Here is a 17,987-nt window from a genome sequence, read left to right as displayed (position 1 = left end):
ACAATAACAGCTATCAGTCAGACATGGACGGTCAGGATAGGAACAGGGGTGCTTGGGCTTGCGAGGCATTGATGGCCTTTCTTTGAGGATTGGTTCTATGCTTGGTTTGTTCCGATCGATTGTAGCGTATAAGGAACCTGGGTGTACGTTCAAGTAAGATTTGGTCAGATTTCATATCTGATAGACTTTATTTTGTGATTGGGATGTGCGATTCTCTTTGTGGGGTAAAATCATGAAGAAATGCATTTTTTTTGTTGTCATCATTCTGGTGGGTTCTCTGGTGTATGCGGCCTCTGCCGATCAATACGAATATATGGTTGTCTCGTTCGGTACGCCATATTTCTCCGAATTCCGAAGGAAGACGATGGCATATGAGGGCATCAGCACGACTGCACAAGAGGACTCGTTCATCGAATATAATCTGGATATACTCGGTAGGCATGGCTGGGAGATAGTTTCCATCCTGGAAACGATAGAAGGTGATCAGCAGATTACTTTGAAGCGTCCGTATGATGAAAAGCGTACGACCGAGGAGAACAAGGAAATTGGCACTAAGGTGATTGACGAATATTACGGCTCATTGATTGAGCTTGATGCCGCTGACAAGGCTGAAAGACAAAAGGAGGAAGATGCGGAATTTTCCGCAGCCTTCGGTAAGTATCTGGATGGACTTGCGAATAAAAAGCCTGTGGAATTGAGTTGTTATGTGGACAAGAGTTCTGGATATTATTCAGTTACACTCACCTTTGATATCACGAAGGATTACCTCCTGAACGGAAATGGCTACAGGAAGAGTCAGGTTGACGCATTCCTGAAAGATTGCGAATCCATTCTTCAGGGATATTTTTTTGAAAAGAACGCTTCTGTCTTTGGACAGGTATACGCAAAGATTACATATGGAGGGAAGGAATTCAGAGTCGGGTCTGCATACATCTTTGGCTGGAGCGATTTGGGAAAATGGGAATGGAAAACCACGATCAACGAGATCAAATAACGGAACGTGAAGCGGTGGAACTGGTCAGTGGGGAACCTTGACCGACTCCAATATTCTCCTATGAATTTCGTTGATGTACTTCGAGTTGTAGTCCATAGGTGACTTGATATTATTTTTTGATAAAATCATATCAAGGACGGATGATGTATGAAGTCACGTGTAGAAGAAATACGATCACAGATTCAGAGGATGAACTCCCGATCCATCTTCTTTGCCGATGACTTTGGTATGGATGATCGACAGGCGGTACGCGTTATCTTGTCACGGCTTGCCAAAGACAATACGATTGTCCGCCTGGGAGCCGGCATTTATATGAAACCTCGGTATAGTAATCTCATTCATTCCATAGAATATCCTTCTGTTGGGGATATAGCACAGGCTGTCGCCCAGAAGGAAAAGGCGAGAATTGTTCCTTCAGGAGCATATGCCGTACATCGGCTTGGACTGTCAACGCAGATACCCACCCGTGCGATATTTCTGACAGACGGTTCTCCCAGAAAAATGACTCTTGAAGACGGACGTGAAATCATCTTCAAACGCACAGCGGCAAAGAACCTCGCATATAAAAATACTACTATTGGAATTATTGTTTCTGCACTGAAGGAAATCGGAGCGAAAGGTATTGATGCTGAAACACGGAATCTTCTTGCCAGGTTATTAGAGTCAGTTCCTTATGATAAGGCTCGTGAAGACATCCTGATTGCTCCGGAATGGATACAGAAGGAATTGATAGGGATTCTTCGAAAGGGGAGTAGTTAAAACATGCTTTTATGCAATGTGCCAGCTGAAGACCGAAGAACGATTTTCACTGAAATCGAACGTCAGAAACATATTAGTGCTTCGGCAGTGGAAAAGGACTGGTTCCAGTTTTTCCGCCTTTCTTTTCTGCTTCCTTATCGTCCATCCCACAACTTTCCGAGTTGAGCCATGAAAAGAAGGCTATCTACTCATGTAACTCTACGTAACATAAGTAGATATCCTTCATTATCAGAACAAGACTCGAACTTACACAGTGTTGCCACCGCTATGGACTTGAAGCCATGCCTTCCGTCTGCTTAATCGGCGTATTTTGTTGTCATGTAACATTATGTATTGATGAATAGATATGAATGGTTATGTCAAGATATGAACATATTACAGTCAATTACAGTCAATAAAAGGGAAATTGGACAGACTCATGTTTACATAATGGGTGATGAGGAATCATTGGAGGTCGTACGATGGTGCACAAATGCATGAGTATTTGCAGTAGTTGCCCTAATTTCTCTTCTATCCTAAGACTTTTATTGGGATTTTTCCTGAATTCTTATCAGTTAACGAGCCATTCCTTGACGTGGAGAGGATAGAGCCTTACCATCATCACGGGAGCTGAGATGAATAAAATTTGTTTTGCTAGTCCAGTACCCGTTATCGTCTTGAGGTAGAGAAAAATGTCACAGCTTATCACTGAGTTGTATAAACGTAAAGAAAACAATCGACTTGAAGTAAAGAGAGCCCGGGAGGGAGTTCCTCAGACTCTGTGGGAAACCTATTCCTCATTTGCGAATACCATGGGCGGAACCATCATACTGGGAGTGGATGAAGACACGTCTGGGAACCTTCAGGTTGCCGGTGTTCCTGACGCCGAGCGTTATGTAAAGACAATCTGGAATACTTTGAACAACCGCCAGAAGGTGAGCCGCAACATCCTTGTTGAACACAACATCAGGCTTGAGGAAACAGAAGGGAAGAATGTCATTGTCATTGGTGTTCCTCGTGCCGCAAGGACTGACAAACCAATTTTTATAAATGGCGATGTTTATTCCGGATCTTATCGCCGTAATGGCGATGGAGACTATCATTGTTCGGAAGATGAAGTCCGTAACATGATCCGTGATTCCAGCAGAAGTCCTGCCGACTTGGTGGTGCTGGAAGCTCTGGGTCTGGATGCGTTGTGTGCTGATACCATACAGAAATATCGCAGGAGACTGGCGACAGTAAAGCCTGATTTATCGTGGAACCAACTTTCAGATGAAGAATTACTGTACCGACTCAATGCCATAGGACGTAGCGAGAAAGATGCTTATCTTCATCCTACGGCCGCAGGACTTCTCATGTTTGGGTATCATTATGAAATCGTAAAGGAATTTCCTTCTTATCTTCTCGATTATCGGGAAGTGACCGATGAGGAAAGCCGCTGGGTAGACCGTATTGTATCCAATGCTGCGAACTGGAGCGGAAATCTGTTTGACTTCTATTTCCTTGTCGCAGAGAAGCTCATGGTCGGCATAAAGACTCCTTTTGCCTTGGATGAAAATATGGTGAGGATTGATGATACTCCCGTTCACAAGGCTGTGCGCGAAGCCTTGGTGAACTCCTTGGTTCATGCAAATTACTATGAACGTCGGGGCCTGGTTGTCATAAAGCGGAAAAACTCATTTGAATTCTCTAATCCAGGAGGACTCCGTATTTGCCCTGAGGCGGCCATTGATGGAGGACTCTCCGATCCCCGTAACGGTACGGTGTTCACTATGTTCATGCTGATTAATATTGGAGAACGAGCCGACAGTGGTCTGTCCAATATATTCGCTGTCTGGAAACAACAGAAATGGATTGAGCCTATACTTTCTGAGACCTTCAATCCTGAGAGAACTGCCCTGAATCTTGTCATGGGGAAGGCTTCGGGGGAAAAAGTGGCGATAAAAAGTGGCGATAAAAAAGTGGCGATAAAAAGTGGCGATAAAGAGCTTGGCAAGAAAACTGAAGAACAACGCAATCAGATAATAGAGTATCTGCGGAAGAACAAAGAATGTACAAATGCCATCGTATGTGAACTTCTAAATATAAGAGAGTCTCGCGCTAGGATAATATTGGGTCAGATGGTCGAAGACGGTCTTTTGGTGGCGAAAGGTGAGAACAAGGGCAGGGTGTATCGAATTGCTGGTTTGTGACAATGAGCAACAATAATGGAAACCGTTTATGGCAGAATCTTTTGATGATATTGAAGCCCTGAAAAAACGCATCGCCTTCCTTGAGAATGAGAACCGCCGACTCAAGGAGCTGTTGAGTGCCAACGGCATGTCTTTTGAAACACTGCCAGACCCAAAATCATTGACGGGCGTATCTCCATCGCTGGATAAGAGGAGCAAAGAACTTGTTGCTGAACGGCTGGCTTTGTTCACTGAATATTTCAGAGGGCGTACAGATGTCTATGCTCGCAAGTGGATCAGCCGTGATGGAAAGAAGAAGGGATATACTCCTGTCGTGAAACCACGCTTCAAAGTGTGGAATTCACAGAAACAGAGATATGATGTTGTCTCCCATGGGCAGACGGATATCTACGAACACCTGACGGATAATGTGCTGATGAAGCACCTAGCAACGAAATCTGACACTTCGGCGGTCATCGGACTCTATCCCATGGTCGATACTGATGAATGCTATCTGTCTGCTATGGATTTTGACGGAACCTCATGGCAACAGGATGTGAGTGCTGTCATGCAGGTATGCAAAGAGCATGGCCTTCCATGTCTGCTTGAGCGCTCCCAGTCTGGAAACGGCGGGCATCTCTGGTTTTTCTTCAAGGACCGGATCAAGGCCAGAAAAGCACGCTCCATGTGCAGCAGCATTCTGTCATTCGCCATGGGATTTCATGCTGGACTATCCATGTCCTCCTACGACAGACTCTTTCCCTCCCAGGATGTTGTGACTCAGGATGGACTGGGAAATCTCATCGCGCTCCCATTGCAGGGCTTTGCCCGGCAGAAAGGAAACAGTGTTTTTATCGCCGAGGATTTTTCTACTCTTCCAAACCAATGGTCAGCATTGAGGGATACGCGCAAACTGTCCGAAGATGAAGTCGATGACTTCTTGAGCCATGCCATGGAAAGGGGTTGTCATGACGTGGGTAAGATGAACGACCAAGTACTGGAACAACCAGCAGCAATGGAATCGCCGGGGAAAAAGAGCGTATCTGGCGGCGGGACAATTATCATCCGGTTGAAGGATAGAATATATATCCCTTATTCGGAGATGGATGCGAGCTTGATGAACAAGCTGAAGCGTCTTGCATCTTTTCATAATCCGGAATTCCACAAGGCTGAAAGAATGCGCCTGCCTACATGGAATAAACCGCGCGTGGTGTGCTGCGCGGAAAAAGACGAATCTCATCTGATTATTCCCAGAGGATGTCTCTCTTCCGTGCGGGAACTTTTCAGAGTTCATAGAGTGACAGTGCACATCCAGGATGAACGGAGTGTGGGAACCGTATGCGATCTAACATTCTCTGGCACCTTGAAACCTGAACAGCATAAAGCTGTGGAAGCACTGTATGCTTCTGACCAGGGAGTACTGTCGGCTCCGGCAGGATTCGGAAAAACAGTCGTGGGTTCTGCTTTGATTGCCCGTGCCCGTACATCTGTCCTGATCATCGTGCATACCAAAACATTACTCGAACAGTGGAAAAATCGTCTCGGACGTTTCATCCACCATGAGGGTGAGCCTATGATTCCCGGAATCCTGGGAGGAGGCAAGGACACCCTGACAGGGATAGTCGATGTGGCGATCATCAATTCTCTTGCTCGGAAAGGAAGTGGGATTGATTTTGACAGGTATGGTATGGTTATCTGCGATGAATGCCATCATATCCCTGCAGTGACGTATGAACAGACTGTCAGGCGTATTTCCAGCTCCCGGATATATGGATTGACAGCTACACCCATGCGCAATGATGGTCATCACGCCATCATCTTCATGCAATGCGGCAAGCTGGTCTATCAGGCGGATGTTCTCCCTGTATCCAAGGGTAAATCTTTCATAGGGCAGGTCATTCCGAAGTTCTCACGTTTCAGATGCGATTATTCTGTCAAGGACATTCAGGTGCTCTATGAAGCACTGGTCCACGATGAGGCTCGCAATAAGAAGATTGTCGCCGATATCAAGACCTATGCGTCCCAAGGGAAATCTATCCTGGTGCTGTCATCCCGTATAGAGCATCTGGAAATCCTTGATGCGATTCTCCGTGAATCAGCTATCACTTCCATAGTGCTCTGGGGAAAGCAGTCCACACGAAAAAAGAAAGAGATGATGGAACAGCTTGCTCAAGCGGGAGCTTCTGATTCTCCGGTGCTGATTTTATCCACAGGACAATTCATTGGGGAAGGATTTGACTTCCCCAAACTCGACACACTGTTCTTGGCCTCTCCCATAGCATGGAAGGGGAATGTCATCCAGTATGCAGGAAGGATAAACCGTGAGTACGAAGGGAAGAATTCCGTTCAGGTCATCGACTATGTTGACTTCAAGATCCCGGTGCTTGAGAGGATGTTCCGCAAGCGCATTGCCGCTTACAGGCATATCGGCTATTCACTGATCTATGATGAAAGCAAACCGCGTGAGAAAATCATGTATGGGCGCAATGACTTCTGGAAGAGACTTCAGGAAGACTGTAAAGCATATCCGGGAGACATTGTTTTTTCTGTTCCTCATGTCGCACTGCCCAAGGTTCGTCTGTATTCTTCCTTCCTGTCGGCCTTAAGTGAGAGCGGCAGGTCATATTTGTAGTACGTAGATCCCGGTTCTTTTCAAAACCAGATGTTGTCGAAGCCGCATATGTAGCATTGGGCAAGAGTGGAGTATCCTTGGAACAGCGGGATGAGGAGGTCGGTAATTTCATTCTGGTCGGGAAGAGGGTGGTCTGGTATGGAAGCCTGAACATGTTCAGCAAGACTGAAGACGATGACTCTTTGCTCAGGCTTGAGGATGCGACGTATTATGATGATTTCCTTCAGTTGGTGATGCCGCGGGAATCAGGTTTGTTTCCGGATGAGTGACGGGGATGCTCACACACGCTTGACGGGGCACATTTTCAGGTTTTTCTGAATCTTTATTACCAATCCACTACTTGAGTAAGATCATAGGTTGCTTGGCTGGGAATGAAACCTTCCCATTTTAGGTGGTCATATAGTCCTGTTCGGGAGACCGAAGAAGACCTCAGGTAGCTGGCGGCTTTTTTTGCTGCCTGTTCATTCCAGTTCGCTCCACAATGATCTACAGCATATCCTGTCCATTCCCCACCGCTGGAGGGTCTTTCCATTCAGTGATATCTCCTATTAAACTCATTTTTGTCAAGAAATAAATAGAAAAATAGCTTTCACCGTATTCATCCTGGTAGAGAAATATGGCTCTATTAGGATTCCCTGAATCCAGATACAGGGAGTGGACGTTCCCCGAGAGCATGAATTCCTCGATAGTCCGCTGCTCGGAAGCTGCAATCGTATAATTTATGACGATGTCGATGTCCTTGACTGCGTCAATGATTGTGTCAGCGTCATAGCCGACTGTAATGGAGAGAGGCTTCTCCTTGCTTCCCAACGGGGGTTCGCTTTTATCCGATGGATGATATATGGATATGACCAGGACTATCTTCTGCCTGAATTCTAAAGTGCAGGAGGCCAGGAAAGTCAGCAGGACAAGCGACAATGTGATGAAAGCATATGGTTTTCTCTTCATTAGAGGATTGCCCGAATAGTTATTGCTCTGGTTGATCCTGAAAGACCTGTAACAGTGAGTACTGTCGTGTCGATCAGTGAATCGCTTCTTGTCGGCGCGTACCAGCCGAGCGCATTCCCCGTGTCTGCCAACGCTGCTTGATATGCAGCGCGGATAGATGGATCAGCGGATATGTCGATAGTAAGAGACCCAATCCCATTGAAAGAATCCGCCCCCAGATTCGGAATTATGTCCGAAAGAATAGTGATGTTATCCCCTGTGGTTCCGATTGTTCATGTCTTGCAAGGATGTATGTATAGATAAGAGAGATTTGTTGAAGCTATGGATAGATAAGAATTACGGGACACGGCCTGATTGTGACTCAACGGGAATCGGCGGATACAGTACAGGGACTCTGATAAGTATTTATGCCTCTCTGGCATATCCTCAGGTAATCTCCAGACTCATTGCCATGAGTTCTGCGGTATGTATCTGGATGGATTACCTTGAGGAAACCCTTAGCTCTGCTGACTACAGTTCTCTCAAGTATGTCGATGTATATGTAGGGACAAATGAGTTCGGCCGGATGACAACCAAGGAAGAATTTCTTTCAGGTTCGGATACCCGCAATGACTTTTTCAAGAAGAATGACTTGGGTGAAAGTTCCCTGAAGTATGAGATTTTCCCTGATGCCATGCATACACAGCGTGAGTGGCGATATCGGTTCCCCGACGCCCTGCGTAGGGTATTTCAGGACAGTATCTAGTAGCATCCATAGAATGAAGGATATTCATCTGTATATCCATATCCCGGTACTCCTTTGTACTGGGATATTTTCTTTTGGAGCAAGACCAATAGCATAAGTGGGGCGTATTCGCCAAACGGAGAGGTGATGAATAAGAATAAAGCTGGAGCCTCGATGATACTCTACTGAGCTATAGACTGTAAGAGGAAAGGTCATCTTGTACACGATTGCCGGTAGAAGATATACGCTAGAATGGAAGTTTGCACGGGATGTGATGTATTAAATTATAATGCTTGGTTACTTTATCCTTTATGTTGAGCAAGCTACTTCCTTCCCCTTGTTTTAGCAGCAGTTCTAGATTAAACTTTGATTCATCATGACTCTGATTACTCAGCACTTGATAAAAGAACTTGTTATCAATGCTTCATATACATCCTCAGATATAGCTAGACTCATCGGAGCTACAGCAGGATATGTTAGTCGTTCAGGTGGAGTCATCACCCGTTCAGAGGAAAATTTTCTCATTCTTATTATAAATCTCAAGAAGCGAGTTGCCGCTACGCAGTACGTGGATCATTTGGATGGTAGTACTCTTTATTGGGAAGGCCAGACCTCCCGAAAATTCGCTGAAAAACGAATGCAGGCAGGTACAGACGAGATATTTCCCTTTATACGTCATGAAGCCTCAGGTCCTTATACCTACTATGGTCGAGCTGTTCCTGTGAGGATGAAGATATTTCCCTTAGGTACTCCTTCTCAGGTTATCATGCATTTATATGAACATGAGGCAACTACGCCACAGTTTTCTGCCGAGGAGATAAGTGAGCAAAGTCCTTTGTATGTTCCAAGAAATACAGAGGCACGAAGATATGTAAATGTTAGGACGGTACAGAGAGATTACCGTGATGCCGCATTAACGTTATGGGGCAATGAATGTGCAGTAACTGAAATTTCAAATCAGCGGATATTGATTGCAAGCCATATTAAGCCTTGGCGTGACTCAACAAATGAAGAACGAATTGACCCTAAGAATTCGCTCATCCTTTCACCAACATACGACAGGCTTTTTGACTTGGGTTACATATCCTTTGATCCACGTGATGGACGGATATGGATGTCTGATGTTGTAGATGACAGGGATTGGGATAAATTGCATGTGGACGATTCTCGAAGATTAAAAAAAGTTCCTGAAGGTGTCGATTCCTATCTACACTACCATAACACGTATGTTTTTGATTTTTCCCCATCAGGCAAGACAATAGAAGAACTGCTAATTGGATAGCTTTCCTTAAAGATAAAGAAAGTGTCTAAATGGTTTGATAGCTCTTTGGTTGTTTCTCATATCTTTTTTGTGCCACTGGAGATTGCCCTGCGTATATTTTAATCATCATAATAGCGGATATACCAGTATTCCTTCCGATATTGAACCAGCGGAAACTGCTGTCTTTGCCTACTCATAAGCCCCCAAAAAGTGAATTGGTATGCATAAAGGTAGCACGTCATTTTTTTCTTCCTCATACAAACGTTTCAAAGGATCGCTGTGTTCCCCTGAAAAGGCTTCAGGTTTTGTAATCCGGCCTGATGCATGTGTTATGCTCCGTAAAGCGGAGATGGCGAACACTGACTTCTCTTCGATGAATGTTCCCTTCAGCTCAAGCAAGGAAGGCTGCGGGTTTTTCCCCATGTGTGCCGGGGCAAGAACCGTACTGTCAAAAAGCGGGCTGAAAGACTTAGGTAAAAATGCATATATGCCGCCGTCTTCTGTCCGTAAGCTCACGAGAGCGTTTCCATCTGTAAGCAAGACGGGAGCTTCGTATATGCGGGCGGTCAGTGTTCTTTCATCCATACGGGTGTTCTCCTTCAGCCTTACCGGGAACGGCAGGGGGTCTTCACGGGTGAATCCTTGGCGGATGTCTTTGCCAGTACCGGGGAGAAATCAATCTTTCGTGGCAACAGGTCGCTCAAAAAATGCATGGGTATGCCTGTCGCTTGTGCGATCCTTTCGACCGGCAATCCTTCGACCATGGCAGGTCGGTCGGTGAGAACAGCTACTTGTGAGCATTTCTTTACCTGATCTATCGATGCCCTGATGGTCCTGAATGGGTTTTCAACGTAGAATCCGCGCTGGGTCAGTTGTTTTTCCGCATTGGCATACTGATCCAGTGCTGCAGGATCATCAGGGGAGATCCCGGCAAGGAAGGTGCGATGCTGTCGGTGTTTGCGGAATCGGTTGACAAGATCGTTTTTCGTTAGTACATTTTCTGTGAAGGACTTGGGAAGACTCCACCCAGAATTATACTGGGTCTTATCTGCCAAATTTGGTATGAATTCAGTTTTCCTTAAGTCCTTGTTTTTACATAAATGTATAAACCCTTATTAGCCCATTCCTCGAATATCTCAATTTTTTTGAATCCTTTTGAGGTTGTCTCATGGTCATAAACAGACGTGATTATATGAACTGATTCATTATCCTTTTTTACGGTATCTATCAGAAGAATTCCCACAATCGGCTTATCATCAATGCGGTGTTCAGTAAGAACAACAAGACTATCGTCGGGTCGAGAAGCAGAATGAATAATGGCAATGGGATCACATAATTGATTAGGAAGATCTTCAAGAACGTCTATCGGAACCTCATGCAAGTTTGTCGAGAAATTAGCTTCATCTTCAAATCCAAGGATTTTGGCGACAGTCTGCCCTCTCAGAATTATTTTCCCATGGGGAACGCCTAATTCCGTAAGCACGAACGGAACGTCGCATACCGGTATAGTCTGTCTGGGGACCATCTTTCCTGGATGATTTGTCACATATTCATATGCTGCAATGCGTCTTTTGAGCGATTCCTGGTACCGTGACTGGTCAATATCATTAGGTCGGAAAAGGCGAATTTCTTCATAACGGATACGGCGTTTGACTATGAGCTTACTCATCTGGTTCTCCCCGTATTGCGGTTCTTGGTGAATGGTTTTTTTGAGTTTGAGAAAGTGACACTGTTTTTTCAGTTGCCTTCTCGACGATTTTTTTCCATTCCGGTATAAGGGGTTCAGTCCGTTTGAGGATGTCCTGCCGTTCTTTCTGTGTCTCAGCTGTGATATAACGGACTGCCGGTGAAACCGATGTGTAAATATTTTGAAGGGATACTTCCCTATACTTAAAAGATTTGCTCCAGTTATCTAGATATGCAGCGGATTCTTGATGGGCATATCGCATATTACATTTTTCACATAAGGCAACGGCTCCCAACTCCGCAACAAGTTCTTCCTTTGCACGGGCATGAATATCTTGGGCATAAATTGCAAGCTCTGGACGATTGAGCCTATTTTTAGAACCAGTACTATGCGTCATCTCATGAAATGCTACAGAAAAGTAACTTTCCTGCCGGGGAAACGCTTCTCTGTGAGGCAGAACGGAAACACCCCCGCACTTGCGGGGAATACAGAAGCTGCCTGATCCGTTCTCCGTCCTCTCCGGAAACACCCCCGCACTTGCGGGGAATACTACGTATGAAGACAGGCTCAAAAATCTCATCAAGAAACACCCCCGCACTTGCGGGGAATACCCAAAGCGCGCATCTTCGCCTCCAGTCTTTCATGGAAACACCCCCGCACTTGCGGGGAATAGTTTGTTGTTGACAAACCCAAACCGTTTGGGTTAGAAACACCCCCGCACTTGCGGGGAATAGGCACGTTGCCCATGAAGCGAAAGAACTGATATCGAAACACCCCCGCACTTGCGGGGAATAGATCTTCCGCGCGTAAAGCCTCATGTGCTTTTTGGAAACACCCCCGCACTTGCGGGGAATAGATCTTCCGCTTCATGTCCTCTATGTCTTCCTTGGAAACACCCCCGCACTTGCGGGGAATAGGTTATCATAAAGATGTACCAGAGAAGTACATGAGAAACACCCCCGCACTTGCGGGGAATAGAGAAATGAGGCATATGGCATACTCAAAGGGCAAGAAACACCCCCGCACTTGCGGGGAATAGGTTTTTACTTTTTCTGTTGACAAACCCAAACGGGAAACACCCCCGCACTTGCGGGGAATAGGCCCTGGAGACACCTGTCACTGCATCACGCAAAGAAACACCCCCGCACTTGCGGGGAATAGTTTGGACCGATTATATACAAAGATATTTTGATGGAAACACCCCCGCACTTGCGGGGAATAGCTCTACAGGGATGTCTACTGGAGCGACACTTGGGAAACACCCCCGCACTTGCGGGGAATAGTATCTTTGCGACAGTCTGTAGAAGATTTGCCTTGGAAACACCCCCGCACTTGCGGGGAATAGGACATCAATTCATCTACATGCAATGCCAAAGAAGAAACACCCCCGCACTTGCGGGGAATAGTTGCTACCAGCAGTAAGAGCATCACCGACCTGAGAAACACCCCCGCACTTGCGGGGAATAGTCGCGTCCTTCCCTGACGGGGAATGGGAACCCAGAAACACCCCCGCACTTGCGGGGAATAGGATTTTATCCGGAAATACCCTTCCCCCCATTCAGAAACACCCCCGCACTTGCGGGGAATAGGTGCAGCTGCTGTCACAGCTTGCTCAGGTAGAGGAAACACCCCCGCACTTGCGGGGAATAGATTGCGGATGCCGGAGCGCAGGCGGACAACGCAGAAACACCCCCGCACTTGCGGGGAATAGATTGCGGATGCCGGAGCGCAGGCGGACAACGCAGAAACACCCCCGCACTTGCGGGGAATAGGTGTATTCCCCCCGTGCTATGCCGCCCTTTCCAGAAACACCCCCGCACTTGCGGGGAATAGTGCTCTCATGACAAGATTTGAAACAACAAGCTAGAAACACCCCCGCACTTGCGGGGAATAGCCGCTGTCAGATTGGCGACCGTGTATTCATGCGGAAACACCCCCGCACTTGCGGGGAATAGTTTTTCGAAAGGAGGCATACTTTGCCAATTCCAGAAACACCCCCGCACTTGCGGGGAATAGCAGTACGAAAAAGCTGACGGTCAGCCTCAAGCAGAAACACCCCCGCACTTGCGGGGAATAGTAAACGTGCTTTCAAATATGGAATCAGTGGAATGGAAACACCCCCGCACTTGCGGGGAATAGCATACCTATAGATGATTATGTCTCTGTGGATGAGAAACACCCACGCACTTGCGGGGAATAGCTGTCTTTACTCGACCAAAGGTGACGGAGGAGAGAAACACCCCCGCACTTGCGGGGAATAGAGAGTCCGCTTTTCTCTAGGAGTGTGTCAGCAAGAAACACCCCCGCACTTGCGGGGAATAGATTCCCTTGCGTCATGCGGGGAATAGGGTCTTAGAAACACCCCCGCACTTGCGGGGAATAGCGGAAAGAATATTATTTGGGCTCTCCGGCAATAGAAACACCCCCGCACTTGCGGGGAATAGGGCCGACTATACCAATGAATGGGGGGAAGGGTAGAAACACCCCCGCACTTGCGGGGAATAGATTCCCTTGCGTCATGCGGGGAATAGGGTCTTAGAAACACCCCCGCACTTGCGGGGAATAGCGGAAAGAATATTATTTGGGCTCTCCGGCAATAGAAACACCCCCGCACTTGCGGGGAATAGGGCCGACTATACCAATGAATGGGGGGAAGGGTAGAAACACCCCCGCACTTGCGGGGAATAGATAAGACTGCACAACCACTGGGCGCAGGATTCGGAAACACCCCCGCACTTGCGGGGAATAGGTCACATACCCAGTCCGCTTTTTCTGTGTCATAGAAACACCCCCGCACTTGCGGGGAATAGCTTCGTCGTAGCCCAAAAGCAAGAGCGATGTCAGAAACACCCCCGCACTTGCGGGGAATAGAATCATCAGATTCCCCGCATAGCCCACCCCTCAGAAACACCCCCGCACTTGCGGGGAATAGGCTCCCTTCCTTTACGATAAAAAGATACGCATAGAAACACCCCCGCACTTGCGGGGAATAGGTGACATCTTCATGATAACCCGAACGGTTCGGGGAAACACCCCCGCACTTGCGGGGAATAGGCCACTACCGCGAACACTTTCAGGGTAAGGTCAGAAACACCCCCGCACTTGCGGGGAATAGGAATGTTTGAATTTTTTCTTGAGAAGTATGGTGGAAACACCCCCGCACTTGCGGGGAATAGCGTGTGCGGTTTGATGCAGACAACTTTAAATTAGAAACACCCCCGCACTTGCGGGGAATAGTCATATAATATTTGTTATTTATCGTATATTATAGAAACACCCCCGCACTTGCGGGGAATAGTATAGAAGGAGATGTATGTATGCGAAGACGTGGGAAACACCCCCGCACTTGCGGGGAATAGTCACCAACTAACTTAATATCTTCAAAAGACGGGGAAACACCCCCGCACTTGCGGGGAATAGAGTATGTTGGTGGTATGAGCGTTCCCATTATCGGAAACACCCCCGCACTTGCGGGGAATAGCTTTCCAAATCGGCCATTCTACGCTGAACAGCAGAAACACCCCCGCACTTGCGGGGAATAGCTTCCCTGTGCCCCCTGCGGAACAGCCTCTTGAGAAACACCCCCGCACTTGCGGGGAATAGGGATGCGTATTGGAACACTTCTCCGTTGATGAGGAAACACCCCCGCACTTGCGGGGAATAGGTCAGGGCTTTACATCATGGCATTGACGAAATGGAAACACCCCCGCACTTGCGGGGAATAGCTCGTCTCCGATGATGCCCTGCCGTGTCAGGAAGAAACACCCCCGCACTTGCGGGGAATAGGTCCATCATGACCGACAAAGCCTCCCGCTGATAGAAACACCCCCGCACTTGCGGGGAATAGTATCAGTTTTAGGCGTTTTAACGGGAATCATAAGAAACACCCCCGCACTTGCGGGGAATAGATGATTGCATATAGTCTCTTTTAGGGTTGCTCGGAAACACCCCCGCACTTGCGGGGAATAGTGAGCCATTCGCCCGTATAGATAGCGTTGCGTAAGAAACACCCCCGCACTTGCGGGGAATAGGTGACATCTTTATGATAACCTGAACGGTTCAGGGAAACACCCCCGCACTTGCGGGGAATAGCAGAATGTATTGAGCTTCTCAAAGAAGCCGATAGAAACACCCCCGCACTTGCGGGGAATAGTAAATCATGACAGCAAAAGAACTTAGTAAAATAGAAACACCCCCGCACTTGCGGGGAATAGCCATATATCGCCGTCAAGGTGCTTTACATATGGGAAACACCCCCGCACTTGCGGGGAATAGGCAGTGAGGACCTGCGCGCCTTCGCTCATCCCAGAAACACCCCCGCACTTGCGGGGAATAGAGTGGCAAACTGATGGCGATAACGAAAGGGCAGGAAACACCCCCGCACTTGCGGGGAATAGCTTGGCGAAAGTATCCACAGTGGTGACAGGGAAGAAACACCCCCGCACTTGCGGGGAATAGACAAAAGGCAGTATAAAGGCACTTTTCAAAGTGGAAACACCCCCGCACTTGCGGGGAATAGAGACAGTCCCACAGACGCGTGCTATGGATGCTAGAAACACCCCCGCACTTGCGGGGAATAGTTATTCATTCTCGTTTTCAAAATGAACGCGAGAGAAACACCCCCGCACTTGCGGGGAATAGGAAGAATCACCTTCAACAACGGGAGAAAACACAGAAACACCCCCGCACTTGCGGGGAATAGATTATGACGGTGCGCCCACGATGATGGAAAATAGAAACACCCCCGCACTTGCGGGGAATAGTGGACTTGCACAAGCCGCATGGCGTTTACAAGAGAAACACCCCCGCACTTGCGGGGAATAGAGTAGACTGCATCAAACCAGTAACACGACTGGGGAAACACCCCCGCACTTGCGGGGAATAGCTGGTACTGGTTCGTCTCATTATGGTATCGGTAGAAACACCCCCGCACTTGCGGGGAATAGAGCAACATCTTGTAATATAGTATAGATAATAATACTACATATTATATTTTTTTCCTACTCTGTCTTTTCAAGAATCAACTGAAGACCAGAAATTATAGTCATCTTATTAGTATTTCCTTTACTCCAAATCTTGTAGTAAGGAGGAGAAGGGATTTTTTGAAAAACCAATAACTCGGAACTAATAGGACAATGGGAAAAAAGATATGTGATGACTTGTGTAGCAACAGAATCGGTAATGCCAGATATAAAGACATTTGGACGTGGTTCGATGAACCACAATTTCATCCGTCCCCTAACAGCAGGAGGGATGTGTTTTGCAACAACTACAACCATGTTTATTTTCCTAAAACATATTTTATGTCACGTGCAACATTTCCCAAGATATCCAATTCAATAATTCTATTCCTAAATTCCTCTGAAACGCGATGTTTGTTATACATGCCTGCAAGATCCCTCGTCACAGAAAACGCAAGATCTATGCATACAGTTTCTTTGTATAAATCTGCTACGTCATAGACAAATGGTAAAGGACTTCCTGAATGCACAAAGCCAATATGTGGCGAATAGCCTAATGAAATGATAGCAGATGTTAAAATCCCATATAATGCAGCATTGGCGGATGTCAGGATTTGATTTGTAATGTCGCTTAGTTCAAATTTTCCTGGAATATATGACCGGCCTTTCCAGCCGACCGAATAGATGGCGGCTTTTTCTTCATAAAGTTTTTTTACCCGTTTCCCTTCCATTCCCATAAGTTCCTGAACAGATTTTTCTGAAATATCTTCGTTAGGGAATCGGAGTTGGAACATCCGCCTCGCAACATCAGTCCGCTTTTTTAAGTTTGCTGCGAGTTCCATTTGTACTCTGAGATTACGAGTATCGGAAGTTGGGGTCTGACCAACAGCATAAAAAAGAAGACTGTCTTCTCCTACCCAACAAACAGTACAATTTGCCGCTGTCATGACTTTTACAGCTTCATGTGTGATACTAGTTCCCGGACCTAATAATATTGTGTGGATGGTAGCAACAGGAATCCTGACCAAATTTCCTTCACTGTCAATCCATTTGATACTGCTATCATCAATTTCAAGTCTCCCTCGTTCCAAGTAGATGAAAGGATACTTGTTACTTACCTGAGGGAGATTTGAACGATTAATTTTGATGAAAAGACGTCTTGCCATTAGTACTCGTCATCATGTGAAATAAGTACGATTCTTTCCTTATACATCTTGGAATCACCAAACTGTAAAGGAACATCTGAAATGATCAATGATTCAGGGGATGCCTCATTTACTTCTTCAACTGTATATATTTTCTTTAGTCCTTTGTCATTCTTGAGAGAATCCAAAACCTCTTTTGCTTCATCAAAAGAATTAAAGCAACCTCTATAAATAAATTCAGTGGGGACACAATTCTTACGTCCAAGAAAAAGATCATACACCGGAAATTGCAACGCATGAGAAACGTCATTTTCAAAATCTTCATGCATTTCCTGAATGACACCAAAAGATACGTCCTGCAAATAATAACGATATGTAATTTTTGATCCCCCACCCACAGCAGGAGTCCCGTCTGCTTTCTTGGGAATGAGAAGACGTTCCCAAGGCGCTGAAGCATCATACCCACTTCCAACCATGTGAAAATCCATCAGAATATCTGGTTTCGTATGAGTATTATATGAATAAGCTATAATATATTGCCGTAAAGAGCTTAGGCGTGCCAAAAAATCATCCTGTGGCCCTTGTTTGCCCATTGCAGACAGTATCAGCCCATAGATTCCAGATTTTGTCGGAAAGATTTCCGTATCTCTACGCCCAAACTTGGAATTACTTCCCCATGATTGGAGAGGTGCTTCTAGCCATAGTGCGAGGTACTTCATGAGACGC

16 protein-coding genes and 1 CRISPR repeat array are annotated in these 17,987 nt (G+C 46.5%); of the genes, 7 read left to right on the top strand and 9 right to left on the bottom strand.

Going from position 1 to position 17,987, the window contains the following annotated elements:
* Positions 1–232 precede the first annotated feature (232 nt).
* The 5 genes from SPICO_RS05875 (at position 233) to SPICO_RS05855 (ending at position 6,804) form a co-directional block, all read left to right on the top strand.
* Positions 233–994 carry a hypothetical protein gene (locus tag SPICO_RS05875; protein ID WP_013739757.1) on the top strand — a complete coding sequence of 254 codons (762 nt, stop codon included), beginning with the start codon at positions 233–235 and terminating at the stop codon, positions 992–994.
* Between the two features lie 147 nt (positions 995–1,141).
* A complete protein-coding gene (locus SPICO_RS05870) occupies positions 1,142–1,753 on the top strand; it encodes a DUF6088 family protein (protein WP_013739756.1) in 612 nt (203 codons plus the stop codon).
* A gap of 671 nt (positions 1,754–2,424) precedes the next feature.
* Positions 2,425–3,924 (top strand): DUF8451 domain-containing protein, encoded by a 1,500-nt coding sequence (locus SPICO_RS05865; protein ID WP_013739754.1) that lies wholly within the window; start codon positions 2,425–2,427, stop codon positions 3,922–3,924.
* A 28-nt stretch (positions 3,925–3,952) separates the two neighbouring features.
* Positions 3,953–6,535, top strand: coding sequence for a DEAD/DEAH box helicase (locus SPICO_RS05860; RefSeq protein ID WP_052295838.1), 2,583 nt, complete (start codon positions 3,953–3,955; stop codon positions 6,533–6,535).
* A gap of 77 nt (positions 6,536–6,612) precedes the next feature.
* On the top strand, positions 6,613–6,804 hold the full coding sequence (locus SPICO_RS05855) for a phospholipase D-like domain-containing protein (RefSeq protein WP_041395112.1): 192 nt from the start codon (positions 6,613–6,615) through the stop codon (positions 6,802–6,804).
* Between the two features lie 56 nt (positions 6,805–6,860).
* On the opposite strand, the gene SPICO_RS10560 is transcribed toward SPICO_RS05855, so the two are convergent.
* Together SPICO_RS10560 and SPICO_RS05850 are read right to left on the bottom strand one after the other, a co-directional pair.
* The gene (locus SPICO_RS10560; RefSeq protein WP_013739753.1) at positions 6,861–7,067 is read right to left on the bottom strand and encodes an Ltp family lipoprotein; all 207 of its coding nucleotides are present in this window, start codon (positions 7,065–7,067) and stop codon (positions 6,861–6,863) included.
* Entirely contained in the window at positions 7,022–7,483 is a 462-nt protein-coding gene (locus SPICO_RS05850; protein WP_013739752.1) for a hypothetical protein, read from the bottom strand. The genes SPICO_RS10560 and SPICO_RS05850 overlap by 46 nt, the downstream gene beginning before the upstream one ends.
* Positions 7,484–7,796: 313 nt before the next feature.
* On the opposite strand from SPICO_RS05850, the gene SPICO_RS05845 reads away from it, so the two are divergent.
* A complete protein-coding gene (locus SPICO_RS05845; protein WP_052295837.1) occupies positions 7,797–8,228 on the top strand; it encodes an alpha/beta hydrolase-fold protein in 432 nt (143 codons plus the stop codon).
* 355 nt (positions 8,229–8,583) lie between these two features.
* Positions 8,584–9,489, top strand: a complete 906-nt coding sequence (locus tag SPICO_RS09805) for an HNH endonuclease (protein WP_013739751.1) — start codon at positions 8,584–8,586, stop codon at positions 9,487–9,489.
* A 168-nt stretch (positions 9,490–9,657) separates the two neighbouring features.
* Here SPICO_RS09805 and SPICO_RS05835 read toward each other — a convergent pair whose 3' ends face one another.
* The 7 genes from SPICO_RS05835 to cas5e all read right to left on the bottom strand — a co-directional run bounded on the left by SPICO_RS05835 (position 9,658) and on the right by cas5e (position 17,980).
* A complete protein-coding gene (locus SPICO_RS05835; RefSeq protein ID WP_148229016.1) occupies positions 9,658–9,984 on the bottom strand; it encodes a hypothetical protein in 327 nt (108 codons plus the stop codon).
* Positions 9,985–10,073: 89 nt separating this feature from the next.
* Positions 10,074–10,523, bottom strand: coding sequence for an RNA polymerase sigma factor (locus tag SPICO_RS05830; protein ID WP_041395110.1), 450 nt, complete (start codon positions 10,521–10,523; stop codon positions 10,074–10,076).
* Positions 10,524–10,546: 23 nt separating this feature from the next.
* Positions 10,547–11,137: a MuF-C-terminal domain-containing protein gene (locus SPICO_RS05825; RefSeq protein ID WP_013739749.1), complete on the bottom strand. Its 591-nt coding sequence runs from the start codon at positions 11,135–11,137 to the stop codon at positions 10,547–10,549.
* Positions 11,130–11,612 carry a zincin-like metallopeptidase domain-containing protein gene (locus tag SPICO_RS05820; protein ID WP_169310090.1) on the bottom strand — a complete coding sequence of 161 codons (483 nt, stop codon included), beginning with the start codon at positions 11,610–11,612 and terminating at the stop codon, positions 11,130–11,132. The genes SPICO_RS05825 and SPICO_RS05820 overlap by 8 nt, the downstream gene beginning before the upstream one ends.
* 4 nt (positions 11,613–11,616) lie before the next feature.
* Positions 11,617–16,101: a CRISPR direct-repeat array (repeat unit 28 nt; unit sequence GAAACACCCCCGCACTTGCGGGGAATAG).
* 54 nt (positions 16,102–16,155) lie between these two features.
* Complete coding sequence (gene cas2e, locus SPICO_RS05815) at positions 16,156–16,434, bottom strand: type I-E CRISPR-associated endoribonuclease Cas2e (protein ID WP_013739748.1); 279 nt, start codon at positions 16,432–16,434, stop codon at positions 16,156–16,158.
* 2 nt (positions 16,435–16,436) lie between these two features.
* Positions 16,437–17,282, bottom strand: a complete 846-nt coding sequence (gene cas1e, locus SPICO_RS05810) for a type I-E CRISPR-associated endonuclease Cas1e (RefSeq protein ID WP_013739747.1) — start codon at positions 17,280–17,282, stop codon at positions 16,437–16,439.
* Positions 17,282–17,980 carry a type I-E CRISPR-associated protein Cas5/CasD gene (gene cas5e / locus SPICO_RS05805; RefSeq protein WP_013739746.1) on the bottom strand — a complete coding sequence of 233 codons (699 nt, stop codon included), beginning with the start codon at positions 17,978–17,980 and terminating at the stop codon, positions 17,282–17,284. Before cas5e ends, cas1e begins: the two co-directional genes overlap by 1 nt.
* Positions 17,981–17,987: the final 7 nt, after the last annotated feature.

Origin of the sequence: Parasphaerochaeta coccoides DSM 17374, assembly GCF_000208385.1 — a bacterium.
Taxonomy (GTDB): Bacteria; Spirochaetota; Spirochaetia; order Sphaerochaetales; family Sphaerochaetaceae; genus Parasphaerochaeta; species Parasphaerochaeta coccoides.
Note: the sequence above shows the minus strand (reverse complement) of the source record. Positions and strands in the feature narration are given on the sequence as shown.